Genomic DNA, 23,431 nt, shown 5'->3' on the forward strand with positions numbered 1-23,431 from the left:
CTACGCGTGTGGCCTCCGGGGCGGCAGTGTGATCTGGGACCGCCGCAGGGCGCACCGGGAGCAATGCGGACGAGTCGGGCGGGGTGCGGCCCGCCCGACTTCCGTCAGGCCTCCAGTGCGGCGGTGGAGCGCTGGACGGGCTCCGGGCGCTCGCCCTTCTCGGGCTTCTCCGGGACGACGAAGCGGTAGCCGACGTTGCGCACGGTGCCGATCAGCTGCTCGTGCTCGACGCCGAGCTTGGCGCGCAGCCGTCGCACGTGCACGTCCACCGTCCGGGTGCCGCCGAAGTAGTCGTAGCCCCAGACCTCCTGCAGCAGCTGCGCCCGGGTGAAGACCCGGCCGGGGTGCTGGGCGAGGTACTTGAGCAGCTCGAACTCCTTGAAGGTGAGGTCGAGCGCCCGGCCCTTGAGCTTGGCGGAGTAGGTGGCCTCGTCGACCGAGAGGTCGCCGTTGCGGATCTCCATCGGGCTGTCGTCGACGGCGACCTGCAGCCGGCCGAGCGCGAGCCGCAGCCGGGCCTCGACCTCGGCCGGGCCGGCGGTGTCCAGCAGGACGTCGTCGATGCCCCACTCGGCGGTCACGGCGGCCAGCCCGCCCTCGGTGACCACGAGGATCAGCGGACAGGCGATGCCGGTGGAGCGCAGCAGCTGGCAGAGGCTGCGGATCTGCGGCAGGTCGCGCCGGCCGTCGACCAGGATGACGTCCGCGCTGGGGGTGTCCACCAGGGCCGAGCCCTCGGCGGGGGCCACCCGGACGTTGTGCAGGAGCAGGCCGAGGGCGGGCAGCACCTCGGCGGAGGGCTGCAGTGCGTTGGTGAGGAGGAGGAGAGAACTCATACCCGGTGGTCCCCTTTCCGGGTCGTCGCGGTCGCTGTTCGGCTGCCGCCACAGCCGGATGGCGCACGTGCTGAGGTGGGGGAGTGGACGACGGGCGCCCGGGACGTGCCGGGGGCGTGCGGGCGGTGCCGGGCGCGGCGGCGCGCGCGCCCGGGGGTCGGCGACCCCTGGCGCACCGTCTCGGCCCTGCTCATCCCGCGAACCCTCCGGTCTGGTCCGGTACCGGGCGGCGGCCCGGGCCCCGGTGGCGACACCCCTGGCGGCCGGGCACGTCGTCGTGCCGCGATCGGCGGGGGCGGTCCCTGCGACGCGCCGGGGGTGGGCCGACGAATCGCACGGACGTCCGTACTGGCGTCCTGTAAGCACGAAAGGACCCGGGGGCGACTCTGCCCGGGTCCCTCTCTTGGTGGACGAGGATAGCCGACCCCCGGCCGGGCCGGGAGGTGCCGAAACCGGCACTTCGCTCAATTCGGCCGCGGCCCGGGTGAGCCTGGACACAGCTTCGGACGATCGCCGCGGCCCCTCCGGCCAGGGCGATTGCCGCTCGCGGCGGCCGACCGGCCATCATGGGGACGCACACCGGCGGCGCAGCTCGGGTCCATCGTTCGGGTGGTTTCGGCGGCCGTCGCGGTGGCGAGCCGGACCGGGGCACCCGGGCCGGGCGAGGACGACGAGAAGGGGTGGCCCGATGGGCGCGACCACCGAGCCCGCGAGCGGCGCCCGGGTGCGCGGGACGATCCGCTACTGGGCGGCGGCGAAGTCCGAGGCCGGGCTCGCCGAGGAGCCGTACGAGGCGGCGACCCTGGCGGAGGCGCTGGCGGCGGCCAAGGAGCGGCACGCCGACCGGCCGAAGTTCGTCCAGTTGCTCGGGCACTGCTCGTACCTGGTCGACGGTGTGCAGGTGGGCGGCCGGGAGCACGGCACCGTCGCCCTGACCGAGGGCGGGACGGTCGAGGTCCTTCCGCCGTTCGCGGGAGGCTGAGCGGCGTGACGGACATGAACAACCCGAACGACGGCGGCTACGGGCAGTGGCCGCAGCAGGTCCCCCCGCGGCAGCCGCACCCGCCGCAGGGGCTGCCGCCGTACCCGCCGCAGGGGCAGCAGCCGCCGTACGGCTACCCGGTGGACGACGCGGCCGCGACGGCGCTGCTCCCGCCCGTGCCGGCGCTGGACGACGCGGCGGCGACCACGCTGCTGCCGCCGGTCCCGGCCGTGGACGAGGCCGCGACGGCGCTGCTGCCGCCCGTTCCGCCGCTGGACGACGCGGCGACCACGCTGCTGCCGCCGGTGACGGTCTCCGGCGCGCTGCCGGTCGCCCCGCCGCCGTTCCAGCCGCAGGCGCCGTTCCAGCAGTCGGCGCCGTACCCGCCGCAGGTACAGGCCCCCTTCCCGCCGCAGGCGCCGGTCCAGCCCCAGCCCCAGCCGCCGTTCCAGCCGCAGCCGCGGCCCGGGCGGCACGCCGCGCCCGCCCGGGCCGCGGCGCCGCAGCCCGTCGCCCAGCAGCCGGTGGCGCCGGCGGGGATGCCGCCGCAGCCGGCGGTGCCGGACTTCGACCCGCCGACCATGGCGCTCAAGCGCCCGGACGTGCCCGCCGGCCCGCCGTACCCGGGCGTCCCGTCGCAGCAGCCGCAGGCCCGGGCCCAGGCCCAGCCCCAGCCGCTGCCGCAGGGCCCGGCCGGGCGGACCGGTTCGCCGATCATCGACCCCGGCCTGCAGCCCGCGCTGATCACCGCCGCCGTCGCCGCGCTGCTGGACGGCGGGGCCGCGCTCGGGCAGGTGGCGCTCGCCCTGGTGGTGGCGGCGCTGCAGCTGCTGACGGCGGCCGGCTGGTTCCGGCTGAACGGCATGTGGCCGGCCCGGCAGGGCATCCTGCTGGCCGCGCTGGCCGGGCTGACCGCGGACGCGGCCGTGCTGCTGGCGGACTCGGAGGGCTCGGCGGCCGCCGTGGTCGGCACGCTGGGCGGGTTCTTCCTGCTGGTCCTGGTGCTGCAGACGTTCCGCCCCTCGGACCCGAAGGAGCGCTTCTACGCCCTGACGGTGCTGGGCTCGGCCACCGTGGTGACGGCGCTGTGCACCATGCTGCTGCTGGCCGACTGGGTGCCGGCCGGCGTGGGCGCGGTGGCCCTGGCCACCGTGCTGGCCGCGGCGCCGCTGCCCGGCCCGAAGCAGCTGGGCCCGGTGCTGGGCCTGGCGGCCGCGGTGCTGCTGGGCCTGCTGGTGGGCGCGCCGCTCGCGCTGGGTGCGCTCGCCGGGCTGGGCGCGCTGATCGGGCGCCGGGTCGCGGCGTACGACTTCCCGTCCCGCTTCGTGCACATGACGGCGGGCGTGGCGCTGCCGCTGGCGGTGGCCGCGCCGCTGATCTGGATCGCCACCGACCTGCTGGTCTGACCCGCGCCGCGGTTTCGAGACCGTTGCGCACCAGGAACCGCCCCGGAACCATGCTCCGGGGCGGTTCGTCGTACGGTCGTGCGGGCGTGGCCGTGCCGAGCGGCCGCCACGAGACGGTGAACGACGACGGACGACGGCCGCGACCGGCGACGACGGGGGAGTGCGATGCGCGGATGGCTGAAGGCGACGATCGGCCTGGCGGTGCTCTGCGGCCTGCTGGCGGGCGCCGACCGGATAGCGGTCGGGGTGGCCGAGGACGAGGCGGCCGACAAGCTGGTGCAGAGCGGTCGGATGAGCCAGCGGCCGGACGTGTCGATCGACGGCTTCCCGTTCCTCACCCAGGCGCTGTCGAGGAAGCTGGACGACGTCCGGATCTCCTCGGACGGCCTGGCGGTCGGTGACGGCCGCCAGCAGGTGGCGCTGCACTCGTTCAAGGCCGAGCTGTCCGGCGTCGCGGTGAGCGGCGGGCTGAACAGCGCCACCGTGGACAGCGCCAACGGCAGCGGGGTGATCACCTACGCGGACCTCGCGCAACTGCTGCCGCCGGCGAGCCAGTTGGTGCACGGCAAGCTCCCGGTGGGCGGCTCCTCGCGGTTCAGCCTGTCCTACGCCGGGCCGGGCAAGGTGAAGGCCTCGCTGGGGCCGATCCCGGTCGGGGAGGGCTCCGTGCACAACCAGGGGAACACCATCACCGTGGACGGCTTCCAGCTGGACGGCCTGGCCGGGATGCTGGCCGGGGCGACCGGTCAGCGCCTGGAGCCGATGAGCTTCACCCTGGACTCGCTGCCGGCCGGACTGAGCCTGGCCGACAAGGACGGCGCGACGCCGCAGGAGGACGGGCTGAAGCTGGCCTTCGACGGCAAGGGCGTCAAGCTCCTCGGCTGACCGGCCCGGCCGCGCCCGCAGGCCTCCCGCCGCCCCTGCCCGACGTTCCGCTCCGCGAGACGCGCTGTCCGGCGCGGACCGCGGAGCGGTGCCGTTTCCGCCCGTTGTGCCCCGCGGCCGGGGCCCCGTCGCGGCGTGGGGCGGGCCGGGTCCGGCCGCACCGGGGGCGAATCCCGGCATTCGGGCGGTCGGGTCTCAGAATTCGGTACGCTGATGACAGCGGCCCTCGGGTGTCCCTAGCATCGTCAGCATGAAGCGACAGACGGATCTCACGAAGCGGCGGGCGGTCGACCTGTGCCGCGTGGCCGCCTGTCTGTGTCGAATGCGCTAACTCGGCACCCCGGCAGGGCAGTTGACGCCCATTGCCGATTTTCCTGCCGATCTCCCCGGTGACCTCGCCCGGCCGTACGGGCCGCTGGTCGCCGTCGTGCCCCGCAGTTCCCGCCCGGTCGTACCGGACCCCCGCTCCGTCTCGATATTCGGACGGATTTTCGGACCCTCTGTCGTCCGGGCACCCGTGCACGGCCTCCCCTGAGCAGTACCTTCCGCCAACCGCCCTCGGATGGAGAACACCACCATGAGCCGCAGCGACGTCCTGGTCGACGCCGACTGGGTCCAGGCCCACCTGGACGACCCGAAGGTCGTCATCGTCGAGGTCGACGAGGACACCTCCGCCTACGAGAAGAACCACATCCGCAACGCCGTCCGGATCGACTGGAAGCAGGACCTCCAGGACCCGGTCCGCCGCGACTTCATCGACCAGGCCGGGTTCGAGGCGCTGCTCAGCGCCAAGGGCATCGCCAACGACGACACCGTCGTCCTCTACGGCGGCAACAACAACTGGTTCGCCTCCTACGCCTACTGGTACTTCAAGCTGTACGGCCACGGCGACGTCCGCCTGCTGGACGGCGGCCGCAAGAAGTGGGAGCTGGACTCCCGCGACCTGGTCACCGAGGTCCCGGCCCGCCCGGCCACCGAGTACACCGCGCAGGCCGCCGACTCCTCGATCCGCGCCTTCCGCGACGACGTGATCGCCGCCATCGGCAACCTCAACCTGGTCGACGTGCGCTCGCCCGACGAGTTCTCCGGCAAGCTGCTCGCCCCGGCCCACCTCCCGCAGGAGCAGTCGCAGCGCCCCGGCCACGTGCCGAGCGCCCGCAACATCCCGTGGGCGAAGAACGCCAACGACGACGGCACCTTCAAGAGCGACGACGAGCTCAAGGCCCTGTACGAGGCCGAGGGCATCGACCTGGCGAAGGACACCATCGCCTACTGCCGCATCGGCGAGCGCTCCGCGCTGACCTGGTTCGTGCTGCACGAGCTGCTCGGCCAGGCGAACGTCAAGAACTACGACGGTTCGTGGACCGAGTACGGCAGCCTGGTCGGCGTTCCGATCGAGCTCGGCAGCAACTGAGCCCCCGGCTCGCGCGCAAGGCAGAAGGGAAACACAGACATGTGCGGTGCGAAGGCCGGCGGCCCGGACCTGGCAGGAGTAGACGTGGCGAACGAGACGATCATCCAGGGTTCGGTGACCCGCGACGGTGAGCCGGTGAACGGCTACGTCCGTCTGCTGGACGAGAACAACGAGTTCACGGCCGAGGTGCCCACCTCGGCGACCGGGCAGTTCCGGTTCTTCGCCCGCCCGGGCAAGTGGACCCTGCGCGCGCTGGTGCCGGGCCAGACCGTGGACCGTCAGGTGGTGGCCTCCCAGGGCGCCGCCGTCGAGGTCGCGATCGCGGTCTGATCCGCCCCCGAACGGCACGGAGGAGGGCCCCCGCCCGGCGGGGGCCCTCCTCCGTGCCGCCGATCGGCCGTACCGTGGAGACGTGCAGGCAAGGCGGCGGCGTCGCTACTACTACGCCATGATGGGCGTCTGCCTCGGCCTCTTCGTGCTGGCCTGGGGCGTGGTGCGGTTCTTCTCGGTGGGCGCGGCGATCGGCCTGTGCCTGGTGGCGATGGTCATCCCGCCGGCCGCCGCGGTGTTCGCCAACAAGCGGGACCCGGACGACGACTGGTGGAACGACCCGCGCTGGGAGGACCCGAAGTGGGACGACCCCGGCCACGACCGGGACCGGCCCGACCACGAGCCGCGCGACCGCCCGTAGGCCGCCGGGGCCCGGCCGTCAGTAGACGAGCGCCTGGACGCCGTCCGCCATGATCTCGCTGACGAAGACCTGAGCGCCCGCGATCCGGACACCCTCGACGGTGTCCTTCTGCTCGATCCCGCGCCGGGCCGCGCACTGGGTGCACAGCGTCACCGAGCCCGCCGCCAGGATCGACTCCAGCAGGTCCGGCAGCGGCGCCGCGTGCGGCAGCTCGAACTCCGCCGCCCGCCCCGGCAGGGCGAACCAGGAGGACTCCCCGGTCAGCCAGAGCGAGACCTCGATCCCGCTGGCCACGGCCACCGCCGCGACCGTGAACGCCTGCGAACACCGCTCCGGCGCGTCCGCCCCGGCAGTGACCTTGATGACGAGCTTCTTCGACATGGCGCCACCTTATTGGCCCGCCGCCCGCCGCCCGCCGTCATCCCCGGATCCCTTGGGCGAATCTTGGACGGCGGCCCGGGGGCCCGGCGGCCCGGCGACCGGTGCCCGGCCCGCCCGCGTGGCGCGCCCGGCCCGAGGGGGTGGGGCTCGCCGTGAAGGCTCCCAGCTCGACGGATAGAGTGAGCGCCAGCAAAATCCACCACACTGTCGCCGCCTGGGAGCCCCCCGTGTCCGGTCTGGAAATCTTCTTCGACGGTCTGCTGGCCCTCATGGCCGTGCTGATCACCTGGTTCGCCATCTTCTCGGTGATGAAGCTGTACCAGGGCCAGCGCTGAGCCTGCCGTACGGTTGAGGCATCCGCACACCGACGACAGCGACCAGGAACATGATCGAGATCCCCTCTGACCTCCACAAGGACGTCGTCCCGCTCGCCTTCCTCCTCGGTACCTGGGAGGGCGCGGGCGTCTTCGACTTCCCGGGCACGGAGAAGTGCAACTTCGGCCAGGAGATCGTGATCCGGCACGACGGCCGCCCCTTCCTGGAGTTCCGCTCCCGCACCTGGGTGCTGAACGAGCAGGGCGAGAAGGTCCGGCCGCTGGAGAGCGAGCACGCGTTCTGGCGCATCACCAGCAACCACGACGGCACCAGCGGTGCCCGTGGGATCGAGATCTCCTCCGTCCGTGACGACGGCACCGTGGAGATCTGGTACGGCGAGCTGGCGGACGGCAAGCCCCAGATCGACGTCTCCACGGACGCGGTGGCCCGGATCGAGGGCTCCCCGGAGTACTCCGGTGGCAAGCGGCTGTACGGCTTCGTCAACGGCGAGCTGCTCTGGGTCGGCGAGAAGGCCGCCCCGAACGTGCCGCTGCGCCCGTACATGTCCGCGCAGCTGAAGAAGGTGCTCAGCCCGGCCCAGCTGGTCAAGGACATCAACGACCTGCCGGACGACGGCATCGCCTTCTTCAAGTAGGCCCCGCACGCGGGCGCCGTGCGGCTTCCGCACCGCGCTCGGCATCGCGCAGGAGGTAGGGACCGGCCCGCAGCCGGTCCCTACACTTGCCTCAGGACCCCGACCTCGGCAGGGACAGCAGCATGGCGGACACCGGCACCACCGACTGGCAGCTCTCCGGCGACCGGCACCTCTCCGACGACTGGAAGGCGGACCTGCGCGAGCGCGGCTACCGGCTCACCCCGCAGCGCCAGCTCGTGCTGGAGGCCGTCGACGCGCTGGACCACGCCACCCCGGACGACATCCTCGGCCACGTCCGGCGGACCGCCAGCGGCGTCAACATCTCCACCGTCTACCGGACCCTGGAGCTGCTGGAGGAACTTGGCCTGGTCTCGCACGCCCACCTCGGTCACGGCGCCCCGACCTACCACCTGGCCGGCCGCCACCACCACCTGCACCTGGTCTGCCGGGACTGCGAGAAGGTCACCGAGACCGGCACCGAGATCGCCCAGCCGCTGATCGACCGCCTGCGCGAGCAGCACGGCTTCGACACCGACCTCAAGCACTTCGCCATCTTCGGCCGCTGCGCCGACTGCACCGGCAAGCTCGCGGACGGCCGGTCGTAAGCTGGCCGGTATGACCGGTCTGAAGAGCCCGCTGCTTGCCCTGCCCGGAGCCGTCCCCGCCGAGGGGCCCGACGAGGGCGTCGCCGCCCACTACGGCGAGCTGTTCGGCGAGCAACGCCGCCTCTCCCGGGGAGAGGGCTTCGTCGACCTCTCGCACCGCGGCGTGGTCACCGTCACCGGCCCGGACCGGCTCGGCTGGCTGCACCTGCTGCTCACCCAGCACGTCAGCGAACTCCCGCCGCAGCAGGCCGTCGAGGCGCTGGTGCTCTCCGCGAACGGGCACGTCGAGCACGCGCTCTCCCTCGTCGACGACGGCACCACCACCTGGGCGCACGTCGAACCCGGCACCCAGGGCGCGCTGGTCGCCTACCTGGAGAGCATGAAGTTCTTCTACCGGGTGGAGGTCGCCGACGCGACCGCCGACTACGCCGTGGTGCACCTGCCGGCCGGCTCCGACGGCTCCGCCGAGGGCGCCGCCGCCGTCCGCGAACTCCCGTACGGGCGCGACCTGTTCGTGCCGCGCGCCGAGCTGGAGAAGCTCACCGCCGGGTTCGGGCCGGCGGCCGGCGTCTGGGCGTACGAGGCGCTGCGGATCGAGGGCCACCGCCCCCGGCTGGGCTTCGAGACCGACCACCGGACCATCCCGCACGAGGTGGACTGGCTGCGCACCGCCGTCCACCTGCAGAAGGGCTGCTACCGCGGCCAGGAGACCGTCGCCCGGGTGCACAACCTGGGCCGCCCGCCGCGCCGGCTGGTCTTCCTGCACCTGGACGGCACCGAGGAGGTGCTGCCCCCGCACGGCACCGAGGTGCGGCTCGCCTCGGACCCGGACGGGCGGGCGCTCGGCTTCGTCACGTCCTCGGCGCGGCACCACGAGCTGGGGCCGATCGCGCTGGCGCTCGTCAAGCGGAACGTCCCGGCGGACGCGGTGCTGCTGGCCGGGACGGTGCCGGGCACCCAGGACGTGATCGTCCCGCAGTAGGGCCTCGGGCCCGAACCCCCGGACCGGGGGCCCTCAGACCTCGACGAGGACGGTGAACGGGCCGTCGTTCACCAGCGCCACCCGCATGTCGGCGCCGAACCGGCCCGTCTCCACCTTGGCGCCGAGCGCGCGCAGCTGGGCGACCACCTCGTCCACCAGCGGCTCGGCGACCGGGCCCGGGGCGGCGGCGTTCCAGGTGGGGCGGCGACCCTTGCGGGCGTCGCCGTAGAGGGTGAACTGGCTGATCACCAGCAGCGGTCCGCCGATGTCCGAGCAGCTGCGCTCCACGCCGTCCTCGCCGGGCGGCAGCAGCCGCAGCGTCCAGAGCTTGCGGGCCAGTTGGGCCGCCTTGGCCAGGGTGTCCTCGTGGGTCACGCCGACCAGGACGCAGAGCCCGGGCCCCTCGATCGCGCCGACGGTCTCTCCGGCCACGGTCACCCGGGCCTCGGTCACTCGCTGCACCACTGCTCGCATGCCGCCATTGTGCCGGAGCCCCGAACCGCGCCCGGAAGGCCCCCGGAAGGCCCCCGGAAGCCCCGGAGGGGCCTGCGGGGGCGCAGAGCAGGGGCGCGCGCACGGGTGGCGCACGCCGTGTACTGGGCGCCTGCGCGGGGGCGGGCGCCGTTCTTCCTGCGGAAAGGCCCGGTCATATCAGCCACCCCCGTTCGCCAGGGGGCCGTTCGGGTGCACGGGCGGTGCGCGCGCGCCGGGCGGGGTGGCACGCTGGTGGACCACACGAAGGGTCCGGGGCGTCACATGGTCCGCCGCGCCGGGCCGGGGTTCGGCCGGGCGGTCGTGCCGGTGGGTCAGGCGTTCCGGCGGGGTCGCCCCGGCGGGTGGTTCCCGGCGGGAGGCGGAACCGCCGGCGACGCCAGGGCGTGCCGACGTACGGGACGCGCGAGCCCGTCGACCGACGGGCCGGACCGGCGGCAGGGACGGGGTGCCGTGAGCGGGCGGGATCGGACGACGGCAGGTGGTTGGATGATGGACGCGAGCAGCGCGGCACCGGAGCGCTCCGATCGGTCGGCCCCGGCCCCCGGGGCCCCCGGGTACCCGGCGGACCTGGTGGACCTGGCGGATCCGGCCGGCGCGGACGGCGAGCCCGAGTTGGAGCGGCTGGGCCTGGACCAGCTGCGGATCCTGCGCCGCGAGACCCTGGAGCAGGAGGCCGACCTCTCCTACCTGCGGCGGCTGCTGCACGGCCGGATGGACATCCTGCGCGCCGAGCTCGACCGGCGCCCCGGCGGCGGCCCGGCCCGGGCCGCGGCGGCGGTCGGCGAGCAGCCCCCCGGCGACCTGCTGGGCCGCCTGGCGGCCATCCTCACCGACGCCCCCTCCACCGTGCGGCGCTCGGCCCGGCACGTCACGCTCGGCCCGCCGCGCACCCGGGAGTCCCGGCTGGAGGCGGACGAGCTGATGGGCGACGTCCAGCTCGCCGACCTGGCCGCGCACCCGGCGGAGGAGCTGCTGGCCGCGCTGGAGCGCCTGCGCGCCCACGAGCGGGAGGTGTCCGGACGGCGTCAGCGGCTGCTGCGCACGGCGGACGGTTGCAATGCCGAGATCACCCGCAGGTACCGTGATGGGGAAGCACGGGTCGACGACCTGCTCGCGGGCGGCCCGCTCTGATCGGTTGAGGCACTGCGGGCGGGGGCCCGGCTCGCCCCCGGTCCCACCCTCGCCCCCCGGAAGGCTCCCTGCCATGCCCCAGTCCGCCACCCCGCCCGTCCTCGCCGAGGTCGTCCGTTCGGGTTTCACCGAGGGCCGTCATCACGGCTCGCTGGTGCTGCTCGCCGCCGACGGCTCGGTCGAGTTCGCGCTCGGTGACCCCGACGCGCCGGTCTTCCCCCGGTCCACCGCCAAGCCGTTCCAGGCGATGGCGACGCTGCGGGCCGGGCTGGCGATCGAGGGCGAGCTGCTGGCGCTGGCGGCGTCCAGCCACTCGGCAGAATCGTTTCACCTCGACGGTGTACGAGCGATACTCGGCTCCGCCGGGCTGGACGAGAGCGCCCTGCGCACCCCGGCGGACCTCCCGCTCGACGAGACCGAGGCGGAGCTGCTGCTCGCCGCCGGCGGCCGCCGCGCCCCCGTCCTGATGGACTGCTCCGGCAAGCACGCCGGCTGGCTGGCCGCCTGCGTCGCCAACGGCTGGGACACCGAGAGCTACCTCGACCCGGCCCACCCGATCCAGCGGCTGGCCCGCGAGGCCCTGGAGGAGAGCACCGGCGCGGCCCCCGCGCACGCCGGGGTGGACGGCTGCGGCGCGCCGCTGCTCGCCGTCCCGCTCACCGCCCTGGCCCGCGGCTACCGGGCCCTGGTGCTGGCCGCGGAGGGCACCGCGCAGCGCCGGGTGGCCGACGCGATGCGCGCCCACCCCGAGTACGTGGCCGGCACCCGCCGCGCAGACACCTGGCTGATGCGGGCCGTCCCCGGCGCGCTCTCCAAGATGGGCGCCGAGGCCGTCCAGGTGGTCGCCCTGCCGGACGGACGGGCGCTCGCCTTCAAGATCGACGACGGCGGCGAGCGGGCCCGCGGCCCGGTGCTGGCGGCCGCGCTGCGCCGACTCGGCGTGACCGGCGCGGACGACACGCTCGAACGGATCGGCGCGGCCCCGCTGCTCGGCGGCGGCCGCCCGGTCGGCGGGGTGCGGGCGGCGTTCTGAGCCCTCCGGGGCACGCCCGTGCGGGCGGTGCCGGGGTGCGGCCGGGCGGACGGCGGTGCACGGTGGACCGGGGGCCGTCGCACAGCTGAGGGAGTCCGCCATGAGTGACCACGTGTACCGGGTGACCGAGATCGTCGGATCCTCGTCCGAGAGCGTCGACGCCGCGATCCGCAACGGCGTGGACCGGGCCGCGCAGACCCTGCGCAACCTCGACTGGTTCGAGGTCTCGCAGGTCCGGGGCCACCTGGAGGACGGCCGGATCAAGCACTACCAGGTGTGCATGAAGGTCGGCTTCCGCCTGGACGACTGACCCGCCCCGGGCGCGCCCGGGGCGGTGCCGGCGGCCCGCTCCCGGAAACGGCGGAGGCCGGGGTTCGCGGACGAATCCGCGAACCCCGGCCTCCGGCTGTCCCGACCTACCTCGAAACTGTCCTCGAACGGTCGGAACGACGGCTCAGTGACCGCCCTGGTCCGCCAGACGCTTGATCGAAGCGGCGACCTCGGCCTCGGCCTCGGCGCGGCCGACCCAGTCGGCGCCCTCGACGGACTTGCCCGGCTCCAGGTCCTTGTAGACCTCGAAGAAGTGCTGGATCTCCAGGCGGTCGAACTCCGACACGTGGTGGATGTCGCGCAGGTGCTCCCAGCGCGGGTCCGTCGCCGGGACGCAGAGCAGCTTGTCGTCGCCGCCGGCCTCGTCCGTCATCTTGAACATGCCGATGGCGCGGCACTTGATCAGGCAACCGGGGAAGGTCGGCTCGTCCAGGATGACCAGGGCGTCCAGCGGGTCACCGTCGTCCGCCAGGGTGCCCTCGACGTAGCCGTAGTCGGCCGGGTAGCGGGTCGAGGTGAAGAGCATCCGGTCGAGCCGCAGACGGCCGGTCTCGTGGTCGACCTCGTACTTGTTACGAGAGCCCTTCGGGATTTCGATAAGGACGTCGAACTCCAACGGTTCCTCCAAGGTAGGGACTGACAGAATCCAAGTGTCTCCTACGGGAGTGAGTGCTCGGGAAAGGGGCCGGTCGGTGGGAGCAGGGGTGGGGGCGGCGCGCCGCCGCAGGGGGACGGCCGCCGGACTGTTCGGGACGGCGCTGCTCGTCGCCGGCACGGTCCTGACCTCGGGCGGTGCGTACGCGCAGCCCGCGCCGACCCCGGGCGGCCACAGCACCGCGCGCGCCGGCGGGGACCAGGGCGACCGGGACGACCAGGGCCGGGACGACCAGGGCGGCCAGGGCGAGCACGACGGCAGGAAGGGCGACCAGGACAGGGACAAGGACAAGGGCAGGCCCCGCCCGGGCGCGAGCCCGACCCGCCGGGCCGAGCCGCCCGCCCCCGGCGGGGGCGACCCGACCGCCGCGCGCCCCGCGCCCGCCGCGGCCGCCGTCCTGGCCACCGCGCAGACCGGCCCCGAGGCCGCCCTCCCCACCACCCAGGGCCTCCAGCAGGCGCTCGCCGCCGCCCTCGCCGACCGGAACCTCGGCACCGTCACCCTCGCCGTCGCGGACGCCGCCGGCGGTCAACTCCTGTACGGCTCCGGCGAGAACACCGCCGCCACCCCCGCCTCCACGACCAAGCTGGCCACCTGCGTCGCGGCCCTGTCCCTCGTCCCCGGCGACACCCGGCTGACCACCCGGGTCGTCAAGGGCACCACCCCCGGCAGCATCACCCTCGTCGGCGGCGGCGACCCGACGCTCACCGCGCTGCCCGCCGACCAGGTGCAGATCGGCGGGCAGCCCACCGACCCGGACACCGCCCCCGCCTCCCTCGACGCGCTCGCCCGGCAGACCGCCGCCGCCCTCAAGGCCGCCGGTACGACCACCGTCACGCTCGACTACGACGTCTCGCTGTACAGCGGCAACCCGCTGCACAAGTTCCACGACGACGACACGAACATCGCCCCGGTCGTGCCGCTGATGGTCGACGAGGGCAAGGTCGACCCGAAGAGCCGCGAGGAGGCGCCCAAGCGGGTCGCCGACCCGGCCGCCTCCGCCGCCGAGGCCTTCACCGGCCTGCTCAGGGCCCAGGGCGTCACCGTCGAGGGCCGGGCCAAGCCCGCCGCCGCCCCGGCCGCCGCCGACGCGCCGCTGCTCGGCCGGGTCGACTCGCCGACCATCGCCCGGCTGGTCGAGCGGCTGCTCACCACCTCCGACAACCAGCTCGCCGAGGCGGTCGCCCGCCAGGCCGCGCTCGCCGCCCACCAGCCGGCGAGCTTCGAGGGCGCGGCCGCCGCCGTCACCCAGGAGCTCAGCAAGCTCGGCGTGCCGATGGCGGGCGTCACCCTCAACGACGGCAGCGGCCTGCACACCGGCAACGGCATCCCGCCGGCCGTCCTGGTCCGGTTGCTCGCCCTGGCCGCCTCCGACCAGCACCCCGCGCTGCGCCCGGTCCTCACCGGCCTCCCGGTCGCCGGCTTCACCGGCACCCTCGCCAAGCGCTACGGCTCCGCCTCCGGCGCCGCCGACGCGGCCGGACTGATCCGCGCCAAGACCGGCAGCCTCAGCGGGGTCAACACCCTCGCCGGCACCGTCGTCGACGCGGACGGCCGCCTCCTCGTCTTCGCCGTCATGACCCGCAGCCCCGCCCTCGCCGACTCCACCCGTGCCGCCATGGACCGCATCGCCGCCCGACTCGCCACCTGCGGCTGCCACTGACCGCCCGAGCGGCGGGCCCTCGCCGGGCGCCGACCGGACGGCGAGGCGCTGCCCGCGCGGCGGGCGGCCGAATCCTGTCCGGACCCGGGCGTGGCCCCGTCGTCCGGCGACGGGGTGGGACCGCCGGTACGTGTGCGGGTTCGGGCGGGCAGGTGAGCCGGTCCGGTTCCTCCGGCGGGGTTCCGTACCCGTGTTCCGACGTGTGGCACGCGGGGCTTCGGACGGCCGGGCCGTGGCCGCCGCCCGGCACCGGGGCTCGGGGCGTGCCCGGGCGCCGTCCGGCCTCGGCCCGCCCCTGTTCCGGGGGCGGGCCCGGGACGCGTGAGCCGGTCCTCGGCGGACCGTCCGCGATCGACGGGGTGCCGGACCGGGCCGCTTCCCGGCGGGCCCGGGCACGGTGGTCCGGGTGCGGGCGTCGGGCGGGTGAGGGCGGGGCCGGCCCCGGGTAGGTGTTGGGGGACGGGTGGCTGCCGTTGGCGGAGGCGAGCACGTACGGTGAGGACATGACGAGCGCGAGTGGCGGGGCTGAGATGGTCGACTGGAACCTCGCGGTCGCAACCGCGACCAGGTTGGTGCGGCCGGGGCCGGAGGTCAGCCGGGCGGAGGCGGCGGCGGTGGTCGCCGAGCTGCGCCGGCACGCCCTGGAGGCGGAGGAGCACGTCCGGGCGTTCACCGGGATGCGGTCGAGCAGCCTGACGGCCGCCACCGCGACGCCGGTGCTGGTGGTGGACCGCCCGGGCTGGGTGCGGGCGAACGTGGCGGGCTTCCGGACGGTCGTCCAGCCGCTGGTGGAGAAGCTGCAGGCGCGCCGGACGGGCGGCGCCGCGGCCGGGGTGTTCGGCTCGGTGGGGGAGAAGGCCACCGGGATCGAGGTGGGGGCGCTGCTGGCGTTCCTGGCCACCAAGGTGCTGGGCCAGTACGAGACCTTCGCCCCGGCGGAGCCCTCGCTGGAGGCGCCGGACAGCCCGGCGGCGCTGTTCGACAAGCCGCGCACGGGCCCGGAGGGCCCCGGGCCGGGCCGGCTGCTGCTGGTGGCGCCGAACATCGTCCACGTGGAGCGCGAACTGGACGTCGACCCGGCCGACTTCCGGCTCTGGGTCTGCCTGCACGAGGAGACGCACCGGACGCAGTTCACGGCGGTGCCGTGGCTGCGCGACCACATCCAGTCCGAGGTGCAGTCCTTCCTGGCCGAGACGGACGTCGATCCGGGCGCGCTGCTGGAGCGGCTGCGCGACGCGGCCGGCGCGCTGGGCGGCGGCCTGCCGCGGGCCGGCGGCAAGGAGGGCTCCGGCTCGGGCTCCGGTTCGTCGAACCTGCTGGAGATCGTCCAGTCGCCCGCGCAGCGGGAGATCCTGGGCCGGCTGACGGCGGTGATGTCGCTGCTGGAGGGCCACGCGGACGTGGTGATGGACGGCGTCGGCCCGGCCGTGGTGCCGACCGTCGCGGAGATCCGGGAGAAGTTCCAGCAGCGCCGCGACCGCGGTGCGAACCGGCTCGACCTGATGCTGCGCAGGCTGCTCGGCATGGACGCCAAGCTGCGCCAGTACCAGGACGGCGCGGTGTTCGTGCGCGGGGTGGTCGAGCGGGTCGGGATGGAGGGGTTCAACCGGGTGTGGACCTCCCCGAACACCCTGCCGACCAAGGACGAGATCCACGATCCGGCCGCGTGGGTGGCCCGGGTGGCCCGGTAGCGGAGGGCCACGGCCGCCCCGAGCCGGGCGGCAAAAGGGGCGTGCGGTGGTCAAACCCGCTCGTACGAGTGGTCCAATCGGGCAGACCGCTAGTGAAGATACGTTTCTCCATTCACCCGAACGTGGGACGGTGGTCGTACCGGGGGCGCGGGTGGCGTAGCGGGTAGCCACTATCTGCCACCATCTGTGAGCGCCCGGTAACGCGGCGCTCATGCGGCCGCGCGGCACCACCGCGCTCGTCGCCGTCCTGTCCGCACCTCCCGCCGAGGAGTCGTCCGTGGGCCCTCACCCCGCCGTCGCCGCGATACGCCTGGCCGTCCGCCGTTCGCTCACCGAGCTGGCCGCCGAAGCCGGCTCCACCTTCACGCCGCCCGCCCGTACGCCCCGCGAGCGCCCGGCCGGCGCCCCGCTGGTGGGCGCCGCGCTCGGCACCACGCTGATCGGCAACGCCGCCCGGCACCCGTCCGGCCTGCCCCGCACCCCGGCGGCCCCCGGCTCGCCGCTGGTGCTGGTCGCCGTGAGCGGCGGCGCGGACTCCATGGCGCTGGCCATCGCCGCCGCGTTCGAGGCCCCGAAGATCGGTCTGCGGGTCGGCGCCGTCACCGTCGACCACGGTCTGCAGGCCGGCTCCGCCGAGCGCGCCGCCCAGGTGGCCGAGCGGCTGCGCTCGCTGGGCCTGGACCCGGTCGAGGCCGTCCCGGTGCGGGTCGGCCGGGCCGGCGGCCCGGAGGCCGCCGCCCGGGACGCCCGCTACGCGGCCCTGGACGAGGCCGCCGACCGGCACCGCGCGATCGCGGTGCTGCTCGGCCACACCCGCGACGACCAGGCCGAGACGGTGCTGCTGGGCCTGGCCCGCGGCTCGGGCGCCCGCTCGCTGGCCGGGATGCCGGCCCAGAAGGGCCGCTACCGCCGCCCGCTGCTGGAGCTGGACCGGGCGGCCACCCGGCAGGCCTGTTCGGCGCAGTCGATCCCGGTCTGGGACGACCCGCACAACTGTGATCCCGCCTACACCCGCTCCCGGGTCCGCCACGAGGTGCTGCCGGTGCTGGAGAAGCACCTGGGCGGCGGAGTGGTGGAGGCGCTGGCCCGCACCGCGCGGCTGTTCCGCGACGACGCCGACGCCCTCGACCAGTGGGCCGCGCTGGCCGAGCGCGACCTCCGCACCGGCGAAGGCGCCCTGGACGCGGTGAAACTGGCCGAGCTGCCGCCGGCGGTGCGCCGCCGGGTGCTGCGCCGGGCCGCGCTGCGGGCGGGCTGCCCGGCCGGGGACCTGTTCGCGCGGCACCTGGAGACGATCGACCTGCTGGTCACCGGATGGCGCGGCCAGGGCCCGCTGCACCTACCCGGGGGAGTCGAGGCCACCCGCAGGTGTGGCACGCTGGTCTTTCGGCGGCAGGGTGACTGACGGGCGCGGCATGCCCAGGGGTGGCCGGCCGCCGGCCACACAGACCCCGAACGTTTGAGGACGTATCCCCGGTGGACCAGAACGACATGGGCGCTGACCTCGCGAAGGTGCTCATCAGCAAGGACGAGATCGACGCCAAGCTCCAGGAGCTGGCCGAGCGCATCGACCGGGACTACGCAGGCAAGGACCTGCTGATCGTCGGCGTCCTCAAGGGGGCCGTGATGGTCATGGCGGACCTCGCCCGGGCCCTGCACTCGCAGGTCACGATGGACTGGATGGCCGTCTCCTCGTACGGCATGGGGACCAAGTCCTCCGGTGTGGTGCGCATCCTCAAGGACCTCGACACCGACATCGCGGGCCGCGACGTGCTGATCGTCGAGGACATCATCGACTCGGGTCTGACGCTGTCCTGGCTGCTGGGCAACCTGGGCTCGCGCGGCCCGGCGTCGCTGGAGGTCTGCACCCTGCTGCGCAAGCCGGACGCGGCCAAGGTCGAGATCGACGTGAAGTACGTCGGCTTCGACATCCCGAACGAGTTCGTGGTGGGCTACGGCCTGGACTACGCCGAGAAGCTGCGTAACCTCCCCTTCATCGGGACCCTCGCCCCGCACGTCTACGGCGGCTGAGAGCCCCGTTCGGGCTACGGGTGGGAACAGCAGGTGGTTCCCGCCCGTTGTCCGGTGGGGAAGAAGCACAGCCGTGCCGCCGCGCTCCCGTCATGGACGGGCGCGACTGCGGTACGGTCCAATAAACCGCTCTTCACATGAGCACCGACCGGATGCGCCGCGGCCCACAGCCACACGGCGCCGTTGAGTGGCAGGAGGGACGGGGCGGCAACGCCCCGCATGGATGGACGTCAAGCGATACTTCCGTGCGCCGATCATGTGGATCGTGCTGGCCGTCCTCGCCGTCATCGTTCTGATGCAGGTCGTTTCGGATTCGAACGGCTACAAGACGGTGGACACCGGTCAGGTGATCTCGGCGATCGACGCGCACGATGTCAAGTCAGCGCAGCTCACCACGGGTGACTCGAACACGATCAAGATCCAGCTGAAGGACGGCGCGAAGCTGCCCGCCGCCGGGTCGGGCAAGGCCCCGTCCGGCAGCAAGTTCCAGGCGTCGTACATCGGCGACCAGGGCGTGGCGATCGCCGACAAGCTGCAGATCCAGATGAACGACAAGGACCCGAACACGCTGTCCGAGGGCTACACCGTCAGCCCGGAGAAGCAGAGCACCCTCGTCAGCCTGATGCTGTCGATGCTGCCCATCGTGATCATCGTCCTGGTCTTCCTCTTCCTGATGAACCAGATGCAGGGCGGCGGCTCCCGCGTCATGCAGTTCGGCAAGTCGAAGGCCAAGCTGCTCACCAAGGACACCCCGAAGACGACCTTCGCGGACGTCGCGGGCGCCGACGAGGCGGTCGAGGAGCTCCACGAGATCAAGGAGTTCCTGCAGGAGCCGGCCAAGTTCCAGGCCGTCGGCGCCAAGATCCCCAAGGGCGTGCTGCTCTACGGCCCGCCCGGCACCGGCAAGACCCTGCTGGCGCGCGCCGTCGCGGGCGAGGCCGGGGTGCCGTTCTACTCCATCTCCGGCTCGGACTTCGTCGAGATGTTCGTCGGCGTCGGCGCCAGCCGCGTCCGCGACCTGTTCGAGCAGGCCAAGGCGAACGCCCCGGCGATCGTCTTCGTCGACGAGATCGACGCCGTCGGCCGGCACCGCGGCGCGGGCCTCGGCGGCGGCCACGACGAGCGCGAGCAGACCCTCAACCAGCTGCTGGTCGAGATGGACGGCTTCGACGTCAAGGGCGGCGTGATCCTGATCGCCGCCACCAACCGCCCGGACATCCTGGACCCGGCGCTGCTGCGCCCGGGCCGCTTCGACCGCCAGATCGCGGTGGAGCGCCCCGACCTGCAGGGCCGCCTGGACATCCTCAAGGTGCACCAGAAGGGCAAGCCGATCGCGCCCGACGTCGACCTCTCGGCCGTCGCCAAGCGCACCCCCGGCTTCACCGGCGCCGACCTGTCGAACGTGCTGAACGAGGCGGCCCTGCTGACCGCCCGCTCGGACAAGAAGCTGATCGACAACGGCATCCTGGACGAGGCGATCGACCGCGTCGTGGCCGGTCCGCAGAAGCGCACGCGGATCATGTCCGACAAGGAGAAGAAGATCACCGCGTACCACGAGGGCGGCCACGCCCTGGTCGCGGCGGCCTGCCAGTACAGCGACCCGGTGCACAAGATCACCATCCTGTCCCGCGGCCGGGCCCTCGGCTACACCATGGTGCTGCCGGACGAGGACAAGTACTCCACCACCCGCAACGAGATGCTCGACCAGCTGGCCTACATGATGGGCGGGCGCGCGGCGGAGGAGCTGGTCTTCCACGACCCGACCACCGGTGCCTCGAACGACATCGAGAAGGCCACCGCGACGGCCCGGGCCATGGTCACCCAGTACGGCATGACCGAGCGCCTCGGCGCGATCAAGTTCGGCTCGGACAACTCGGAGCCGTTCCTGGGCCGCGAGATGGGCCACCAGCGCGACTACTCGGAAGAGGTCGCCGGGCTGGTGGACGAAGAGGTCAAGAAGCTCATCGACGCCGCGCACAACGAGGCCTGGGAGATCCTGGTCGAGAACCGCGACGTGCTCGACAACCTGGTCCTGGAGCTCCTGGAGAAGGAGACCCTGAACAAGGAGCAGATCGCCGAGATCTTCGCGCCGATCGTCAAGCGCCCGCACCGCGCGGCGTGGACCGGCTCGGCCCGGCGGACGCCGTCCACCCGGCCGCCGGTGCAGTCGCCGAAGGAGCTGGCGGTCACCAACGGTGCCGCCGCCGCCGTGGAGAGCGCGCCGGTCGACATCGTCAAGCTCCCGCCGCTGCAGGCCCCGGAGCGCCCGACCGAGAGCTGACCGCTCCCGGTACGGAATGGATGCCGCGTCATCAGGGTTTGTACCCTGGAGGCGCGGCATCCGTGCTGTCCAGCCCAAGTCGTCCCACACCTAAGCGAGGCCCGCATGATCGACCCGGTGACGCTCGACGGTCCGCCCGCCGTCGGGACCTTCGACCAGAAGCGGGCCGAGAACGCCATCCGCGAGCTGCTGCTCGCCGTGGGTGAGGACCCGGACCGCGAGGGTCTGCTGGAGACCCCGGCCCGCGTCGCGCGCGCCTACAAGGAGATATTCGCGGGCCTGTGGCAGGAGCCCGAGGACGTCCTCACCACCACCTTCGACCTCGGGCACGACGAGATGGTGCTGGTCAAGGACATCGAGCTGACGTCCGTCTGCGAGCACCACCTGGTGCCGTTCCGCGGCGTGGCGCACGTCGGGTACATCCCGTCCACCAGCGGCAAGATCACCGGCCTGTCCAAGCTGGCCCGGCTGGTCGACGTCTACGCCCGCCGCCCGCAGGTGCAGGAGCGGCTGACCAGCCAGGTGGCCGACGCGCTGATGCGCATCCTGGAGCCGCGCGGGGCGATCGTCGTCGTCGAGTGCGAGCACATGTGCATGTCGATGCGCGGCATCCGCAAGCCCGGCGCGAAGACCATCACCTCGTGCGTGCGCGGCCAGCTGCGCGACCCCGCCACCCGGGCCGAGGCGATGAGCCTCATCATCGGCCGGTAGGCCGTTCCTCAGAGCACCCCGTGCTCCGCGTGCGGCGGAGCCGGGGTGCCGAGCGCGTTGCGGCGCTCCGGCATCCGCAGCGAGACCATCCGGCGCCACCCGAAGGCGCGGTCGTACAGGTAGAGCGCGTGCACCCCGAGGGTGACCAGGGCGAGCTGCCAGCGCGGCCAGCGCAGGATCTCCGCCATCCGGGACGTGACCGCCAGGCCGACGTCCCGGTGGGTGCGGATCTCGCCCCGGGCGCAGGTCTCCAGGGCGTGCCGGACGTACGGGCCGTGGCCGGCCGCGACCAGCCGCAGCAGCTCCTCGTGGCAGTACGCCAGGTGGTCGTCCTCGTCCGAGGAGATCATCCGCATCGCCCGGTCGAGGTCCGGGTTGTCGGCGTAGGCCTTCACCAGCTGGCGCATCTGCTCGGCGGCGCGCTGCTCGGTGACCCGGCTGTGCGCGAGGTAGGTGATGATCTCGCGCTCGCTCAGCGGGACGTCGCTGTTCAGCCGCTCGTGCGAGAGGCCGACGCCCTGGCGCTCCAGCAGCATGCAGTAGTCGGCCTCGTCCGGGACGGGCACCTTGGGCAGGCCGCGCTTGTTCAGCAGTTGGGTGAAGATCCGGCCGTGCTTGCGCTCGTCGGCGCCGTGCCGGGCGACCTTCGGGGCGAGGACCGGGTCCCGGGTGAGGGCGGTGATCCGCTCGTTCTCCCAGCCGCCCTGGTCCTCGCCGCCGGCCGCGATGCTGCAGAACAGCTGGTAGGCCTGGTCGTTCCGGTAGATCTCGTCGAACAGCGATCTGGTGCTCAGCACGGTGCCTCCTGCGCGGACGGGGCGACGCCCGCGGGGAGCGGGCGGGCGGTCGCGATACGTTCCCCCCGGCCGCCGGATGGACGGGCCGACCGGCGGGTAGTCACTCGCACGCGTCAGCCGAGGTGCGCGCCCGCCCATTCGAGCGAGGCGGGCAGCTCCCGGACCCAGCTGTCGAAGTTGTGCCCGCCGTCGTCCAGGTACAGCGACTCGACGGAGAACTGCGGGTTGGCCGCGGCCACCTGCTGGGCCTGCTCGACGAAGCGGACGGTCTGCGGGTAGTCCGCCTCCTTGCGGGTGGAGACCACCAGCATCGCCAGCTGCGGGGCCGGCAGGTTCTGCAGCCGCCAGGAGAGGTCGCTCTGCTGGGCCAGCGCCTTGTCGCCGTTGAACAGGCTGCCGCCGGTGAACTGGTCCTCGTGCACCGAGAAGTCGCCGTGCAGGCCCACCGCGCTGCCGTAGACGTTCGGGAAGCGCATCGCCAGGCGCATCGCGCAGCTGCCGCCGGTGGAGTAGCCGAAGACGCCCCAGGAGCCGGCCGAGCGGCCGATCCGGTAGGTGGTGCGCAGCGCCTCCGGGACGTCCTTGACGAACCAGGTCTCGGCGCGCGGGCCGCCCGGGACGTCCACGCACTCGGTGTTGCGCGGCGGAGCGACGGTCGGCCGGGCCAGCACCACGATGGTGGGCGGCATCTTGCCGGTCTTCTGCAGCTCGGCGGCGGTCCGGACGACCGGCAGCTCCTTCATCAGGTTGAGCGTCGTGCCGGGGAAGCCGGCGATGGAGACCAGCACCGGGAAGCGGACCAGGGCGAACTTTGGGTCGAAGTACTCGGGCGGCAGGTACACGAACATCTGGTCGGACAGGCCGGTCTCCTTGCCGGACACCCGGACCGACTCGACCTTGCCGACCTCCTCGGGCGGGCCCTTGGGCAGGTCGGTGACGGTCTCCAGGCCGCCTTCGGTGGTCGGCTGGATCAGGGCGTCGCCGGCCGGGGCGCCGCCCTTGTGGTTCTCGTTGCTGGTCAGCGCGAGCTGCGTGCCGCCGGGGTTCAGCAGGTCGTCCCAGGACGTGTAGAACCCGAAGGAGTTGTTGACCGACAGCGCCAGCACGGCCAGGACGGACGCCTGAGTGACCGTCAGCAGGCCGATCCGGCCGAGCACCGGCAGCGGCCGCTGCCGCGCCAGCCGGGGCCAGATCCACAGGGTGGTGACGAGGGCCGCAGCGCCGAGGGCGAGCAGCGAGTTCACCAGCGCGTCGCTGGTCAGTTCCATGCCGTCGGCCTTCCGGTGGGACACTGTCGGTGCAGGCTTCATCGTCTGGCGGCCCGTCAGGCGGGGCCACCGCAGCTAGGCTGTCCGGACGCCCGGGCGGACCGGGGAGGGCGGGGGGAATCGCCGGCAACCGGCGCCCTAGAATGCGGCGTCCACCGTACGTAACGCGTCCCGGAGGGCTTCGTCGCGCCAC

25 protein-coding genes are annotated in these 23,431 nt (G+C 73.7%); 19 read left to right on the plus strand and 6 right to left on the minus strand.

The window, feature by feature from the left end; genetic code table 11:
- Positions 1-104: 104 nt before the first annotated feature.
- Positions 105-836, minus strand: a complete 732-nt coding sequence (locus tag VM95_RS02355) for a response regulator transcription factor (protein ID WP_045692287.1) — start codon at positions 834-836, stop codon at positions 105-107.
- 688 nt (positions 837-1,524) lie between these two features.
- Between VM95_RS02355 and VM95_RS02360 the strand changes: the two genes are divergently transcribed.
- The 7 genes from VM95_RS02360 (at position 1,525) to VM95_RS02385 (ending at position 6,214) form a co-directional block, all read left to right on the plus strand.
- Positions 1,525-1,818 carry a MoaD/ThiS family protein gene (locus VM95_RS02360; protein WP_045692288.1) on the plus strand — a complete coding sequence of 98 codons (294 nt, stop codon included), beginning with the start codon at positions 1,525-1,527 and terminating at the stop codon, positions 1,816-1,818.
- A gap of 5 nt (positions 1,819-1,823) precedes the next feature.
- Positions 1,824-3,224 (plus strand): hypothetical protein, encoded by a 1,401-nt coding sequence (locus VM95_RS02365; RefSeq protein ID WP_052707098.1) that lies wholly within the window; start codon positions 1,824-1,826, stop codon positions 3,222-3,224.
- Positions 3,225-3,389: 165 nt separating this feature from the next.
- Positions 3,390-4,109: an LmeA family phospholipid-binding protein gene (locus tag VM95_RS38465; RefSeq protein ID WP_052707099.1), complete on the plus strand. Its 720-nt coding sequence runs from the start codon at positions 3,390-3,392 to the stop codon at positions 4,107-4,109.
- 250 nt (positions 4,110-4,359) lie between these two features.
- On the plus strand, positions 4,360-4,440 hold the full coding sequence (locus tag VM95_RS45560) for an Ms5788A family Cys-rich leader peptide (protein ID WP_350517234.1): 81 nt from the start codon (positions 4,360-4,362) through the stop codon (positions 4,438-4,440).
- 246 nt (positions 4,441-4,686) lie between these two features.
- Complete coding sequence (locus VM95_RS02375) at positions 4,687-5,523, plus strand: sulfurtransferase (RefSeq protein WP_045692410.1); 837 nt, start codon at positions 4,687-4,689, stop codon at positions 5,521-5,523.
- A gap of 39 nt (positions 5,524-5,562) precedes the next feature.
- Positions 5,563-5,853, plus strand: a complete 291-nt coding sequence (locus VM95_RS02380) for a DUF1416 domain-containing protein (protein ID WP_045692289.1) — start codon at positions 5,563-5,565, stop codon at positions 5,851-5,853.
- 82 nt (positions 5,854-5,935) lie between these two features.
- Positions 5,936-6,214 carry a DUF3099 domain-containing protein gene (locus VM95_RS02385; RefSeq protein WP_078859530.1) on the plus strand — a complete coding sequence of 93 codons (279 nt, stop codon included), beginning with the start codon at positions 5,936-5,938 and terminating at the stop codon, positions 6,212-6,214.
- 18 nt (positions 6,215-6,232) lie between these two features.
- Here VM95_RS02385 and VM95_RS02390 read toward each other — a convergent pair whose 3' ends face one another.
- The gene (locus VM95_RS02390) at positions 6,233-6,595 is read right to left on the minus strand and encodes a DsrE family protein (RefSeq protein ID WP_030059603.1); all 363 of its coding nucleotides are present in this window, start codon (positions 6,593-6,595) and stop codon (positions 6,233-6,235) included.
- Between the two features lie 385 nt (positions 6,596-6,980).
- Here VM95_RS02390 and VM95_RS02395 point away from each other — a divergent pair, with 385 nt between their 5' ends.
- From VM95_RS02395 to ygfZ, 3 genes are all read left to right on the plus strand, one after another.
- On the plus strand, positions 6,981-7,565 hold the full coding sequence (locus VM95_RS02395) for a heme-binding beta-barrel domain-containing protein (RefSeq protein WP_045692291.1): 585 nt from the start codon (positions 6,981-6,983) through the stop codon (positions 7,563-7,565).
- A gap of 122 nt (positions 7,566-7,687) precedes the next feature.
- Entirely contained in the window at positions 7,688-8,170 is a 483-nt protein-coding gene (locus VM95_RS02400) for a Fur family transcriptional regulator (protein WP_045692292.1), read from the plus strand.
- 19 nt (positions 8,171-8,189) lie between these two features.
- Positions 8,190-9,152 (plus strand): CAF17-like 4Fe-4S cluster assembly/insertion protein YgfZ, encoded by a 963-nt coding sequence (gene ygfZ / locus VM95_RS02405; protein WP_063773439.1) that lies wholly within the window; start codon positions 8,190-8,192, stop codon positions 9,150-9,152.
- Positions 9,153-9,185: 33 nt separating this feature from the next.
- Here the strand turns inward: ygfZ and dtd are convergent, their stop codons facing one another.
- Positions 9,186-9,626, minus strand: coding sequence for a D-aminoacyl-tRNA deacylase (gene dtd / locus VM95_RS02410; protein ID WP_045692294.1), 441 nt, complete (start codon positions 9,624-9,626; stop codon positions 9,186-9,188).
- Positions 9,627-10,136: 510 nt separating this feature from the next.
- Between dtd and VM95_RS02415 the strand changes: the two genes are divergently transcribed.
- The 3 genes from VM95_RS02415 to VM95_RS02425 all read left to right on the plus strand — a co-directional run bounded on the left by VM95_RS02415 (position 10,137) and on the right by VM95_RS02425 (position 12,121).
- Positions 10,137-10,778, plus strand: a complete 642-nt coding sequence (locus VM95_RS02415; RefSeq protein WP_244178589.1) for an RsiG family protein — start codon at positions 10,137-10,139, stop codon at positions 10,776-10,778.
- Between the two features lie 73 nt (positions 10,779-10,851).
- Positions 10,852-11,811: an asparaginase gene (locus VM95_RS02420; RefSeq protein ID WP_045692295.1), complete on the plus strand. Its 960-nt coding sequence runs from the start codon at positions 10,852-10,854 to the stop codon at positions 11,809-11,811.
- 100 nt (positions 11,812-11,911) lie between these two features.
- Positions 11,912-12,121, plus strand: coding sequence for a dodecin (locus VM95_RS02425; protein ID WP_045692296.1), 210 nt, complete (start codon positions 11,912-11,914; stop codon positions 12,119-12,121).
- 144 nt (positions 12,122-12,265) lie between these two features.
- Here VM95_RS02425 and VM95_RS02430 read toward each other — a convergent pair whose 3' ends face one another.
- The gene (locus VM95_RS02430) at positions 12,266-12,757 is read right to left on the minus strand and encodes an inorganic diphosphatase (RefSeq protein ID WP_045692412.1); all 492 of its coding nucleotides are present in this window, start codon (positions 12,755-12,757) and stop codon (positions 12,266-12,268) included.
- Between the two features lie 76 nt (positions 12,758-12,833).
- Between VM95_RS02430 and dacB the strand changes: the two genes are divergently transcribed.
- The 6 genes from dacB (at position 12,834) to folE (ending at position 21,173) form a co-directional block, all read left to right on the plus strand.
- On the plus strand, positions 12,834-14,459 hold the full coding sequence (gene dacB / locus VM95_RS02435; protein WP_167352886.1) for a D-alanyl-D-alanine carboxypeptidase/D-alanyl-D-alanine endopeptidase: 1,626 nt from the start codon (positions 12,834-12,836) through the stop codon (positions 14,457-14,459).
- 503 nt (positions 14,460-14,962) lie between these two features.
- Entirely contained in the window at positions 14,963-16,150 is a 1,188-nt protein-coding gene (locus VM95_RS02440) for a zinc-dependent metalloprotease (RefSeq protein ID WP_045692297.1), read from the plus strand.
- Positions 16,151-16,427: 277 nt separating this feature from the next.
- Positions 16,428-17,555 (plus strand): tRNA lysidine(34) synthetase TilS, encoded by a 1,128-nt coding sequence (tilS, locus tag VM95_RS02445; protein ID WP_045692414.1) that lies wholly within the window; start codon positions 16,428-16,430, stop codon positions 17,553-17,555.
- A 71-nt stretch (positions 17,556-17,626) separates the two neighbouring features.
- Complete coding sequence (gene hpt / locus VM95_RS02450; protein ID WP_045692298.1) at positions 17,627-18,181, plus strand: hypoxanthine phosphoribosyltransferase; 555 nt, start codon at positions 17,627-17,629, stop codon at positions 18,179-18,181.
- A 223-nt stretch (positions 18,182-18,404) separates the two neighbouring features.
- Positions 18,405-20,462: an ATP-dependent zinc metalloprotease FtsH gene (gene ftsH / locus VM95_RS02455; RefSeq protein WP_045692299.1), complete on the plus strand. Its 2,058-nt coding sequence runs from the start codon at positions 18,405-18,407 to the stop codon at positions 20,460-20,462.
- Positions 20,463-20,567: 105 nt separating this feature from the next.
- Positions 20,568-21,173, plus strand: a complete 606-nt coding sequence (folE, locus tag VM95_RS02460; protein WP_030309924.1) for a GTP cyclohydrolase I FolE — start codon at positions 20,568-20,570, stop codon at positions 21,171-21,173.
- A gap of 8 nt (positions 21,174-21,181) precedes the next feature.
- On the opposite strand, the gene VM95_RS02465 is transcribed toward folE, so the two are convergent.
- Together VM95_RS02465 and VM95_RS02470 are read right to left on the minus strand one after the other, a co-directional pair.
- Positions 21,182-21,970: a hypothetical protein gene (locus tag VM95_RS02465; protein ID WP_045692300.1), complete on the minus strand. Its 789-nt coding sequence runs from the start codon at positions 21,968-21,970 to the stop codon at positions 21,182-21,184.
- Positions 21,971-22,083: 113 nt separating this feature from the next.
- On the minus strand, positions 22,084-23,238 hold the full coding sequence (locus VM95_RS02470; RefSeq protein ID WP_045692415.1) for an alpha/beta hydrolase: 1,155 nt from the start codon (positions 23,236-23,238) through the stop codon (positions 22,084-22,086).
- Between the last annotated feature and the right edge of the window lie 193 nt (positions 23,239-23,431).

Origin of the sequence: Streptomyces rubellomurinus (assembly GCF_000961885.1) — a bacterium.
Classification (GTDB): domain Bacteria; phylum Actinomycetota; class Actinomycetes; order Streptomycetales; family Streptomycetaceae; genus Kitasatospora; species Kitasatospora rubellomurina.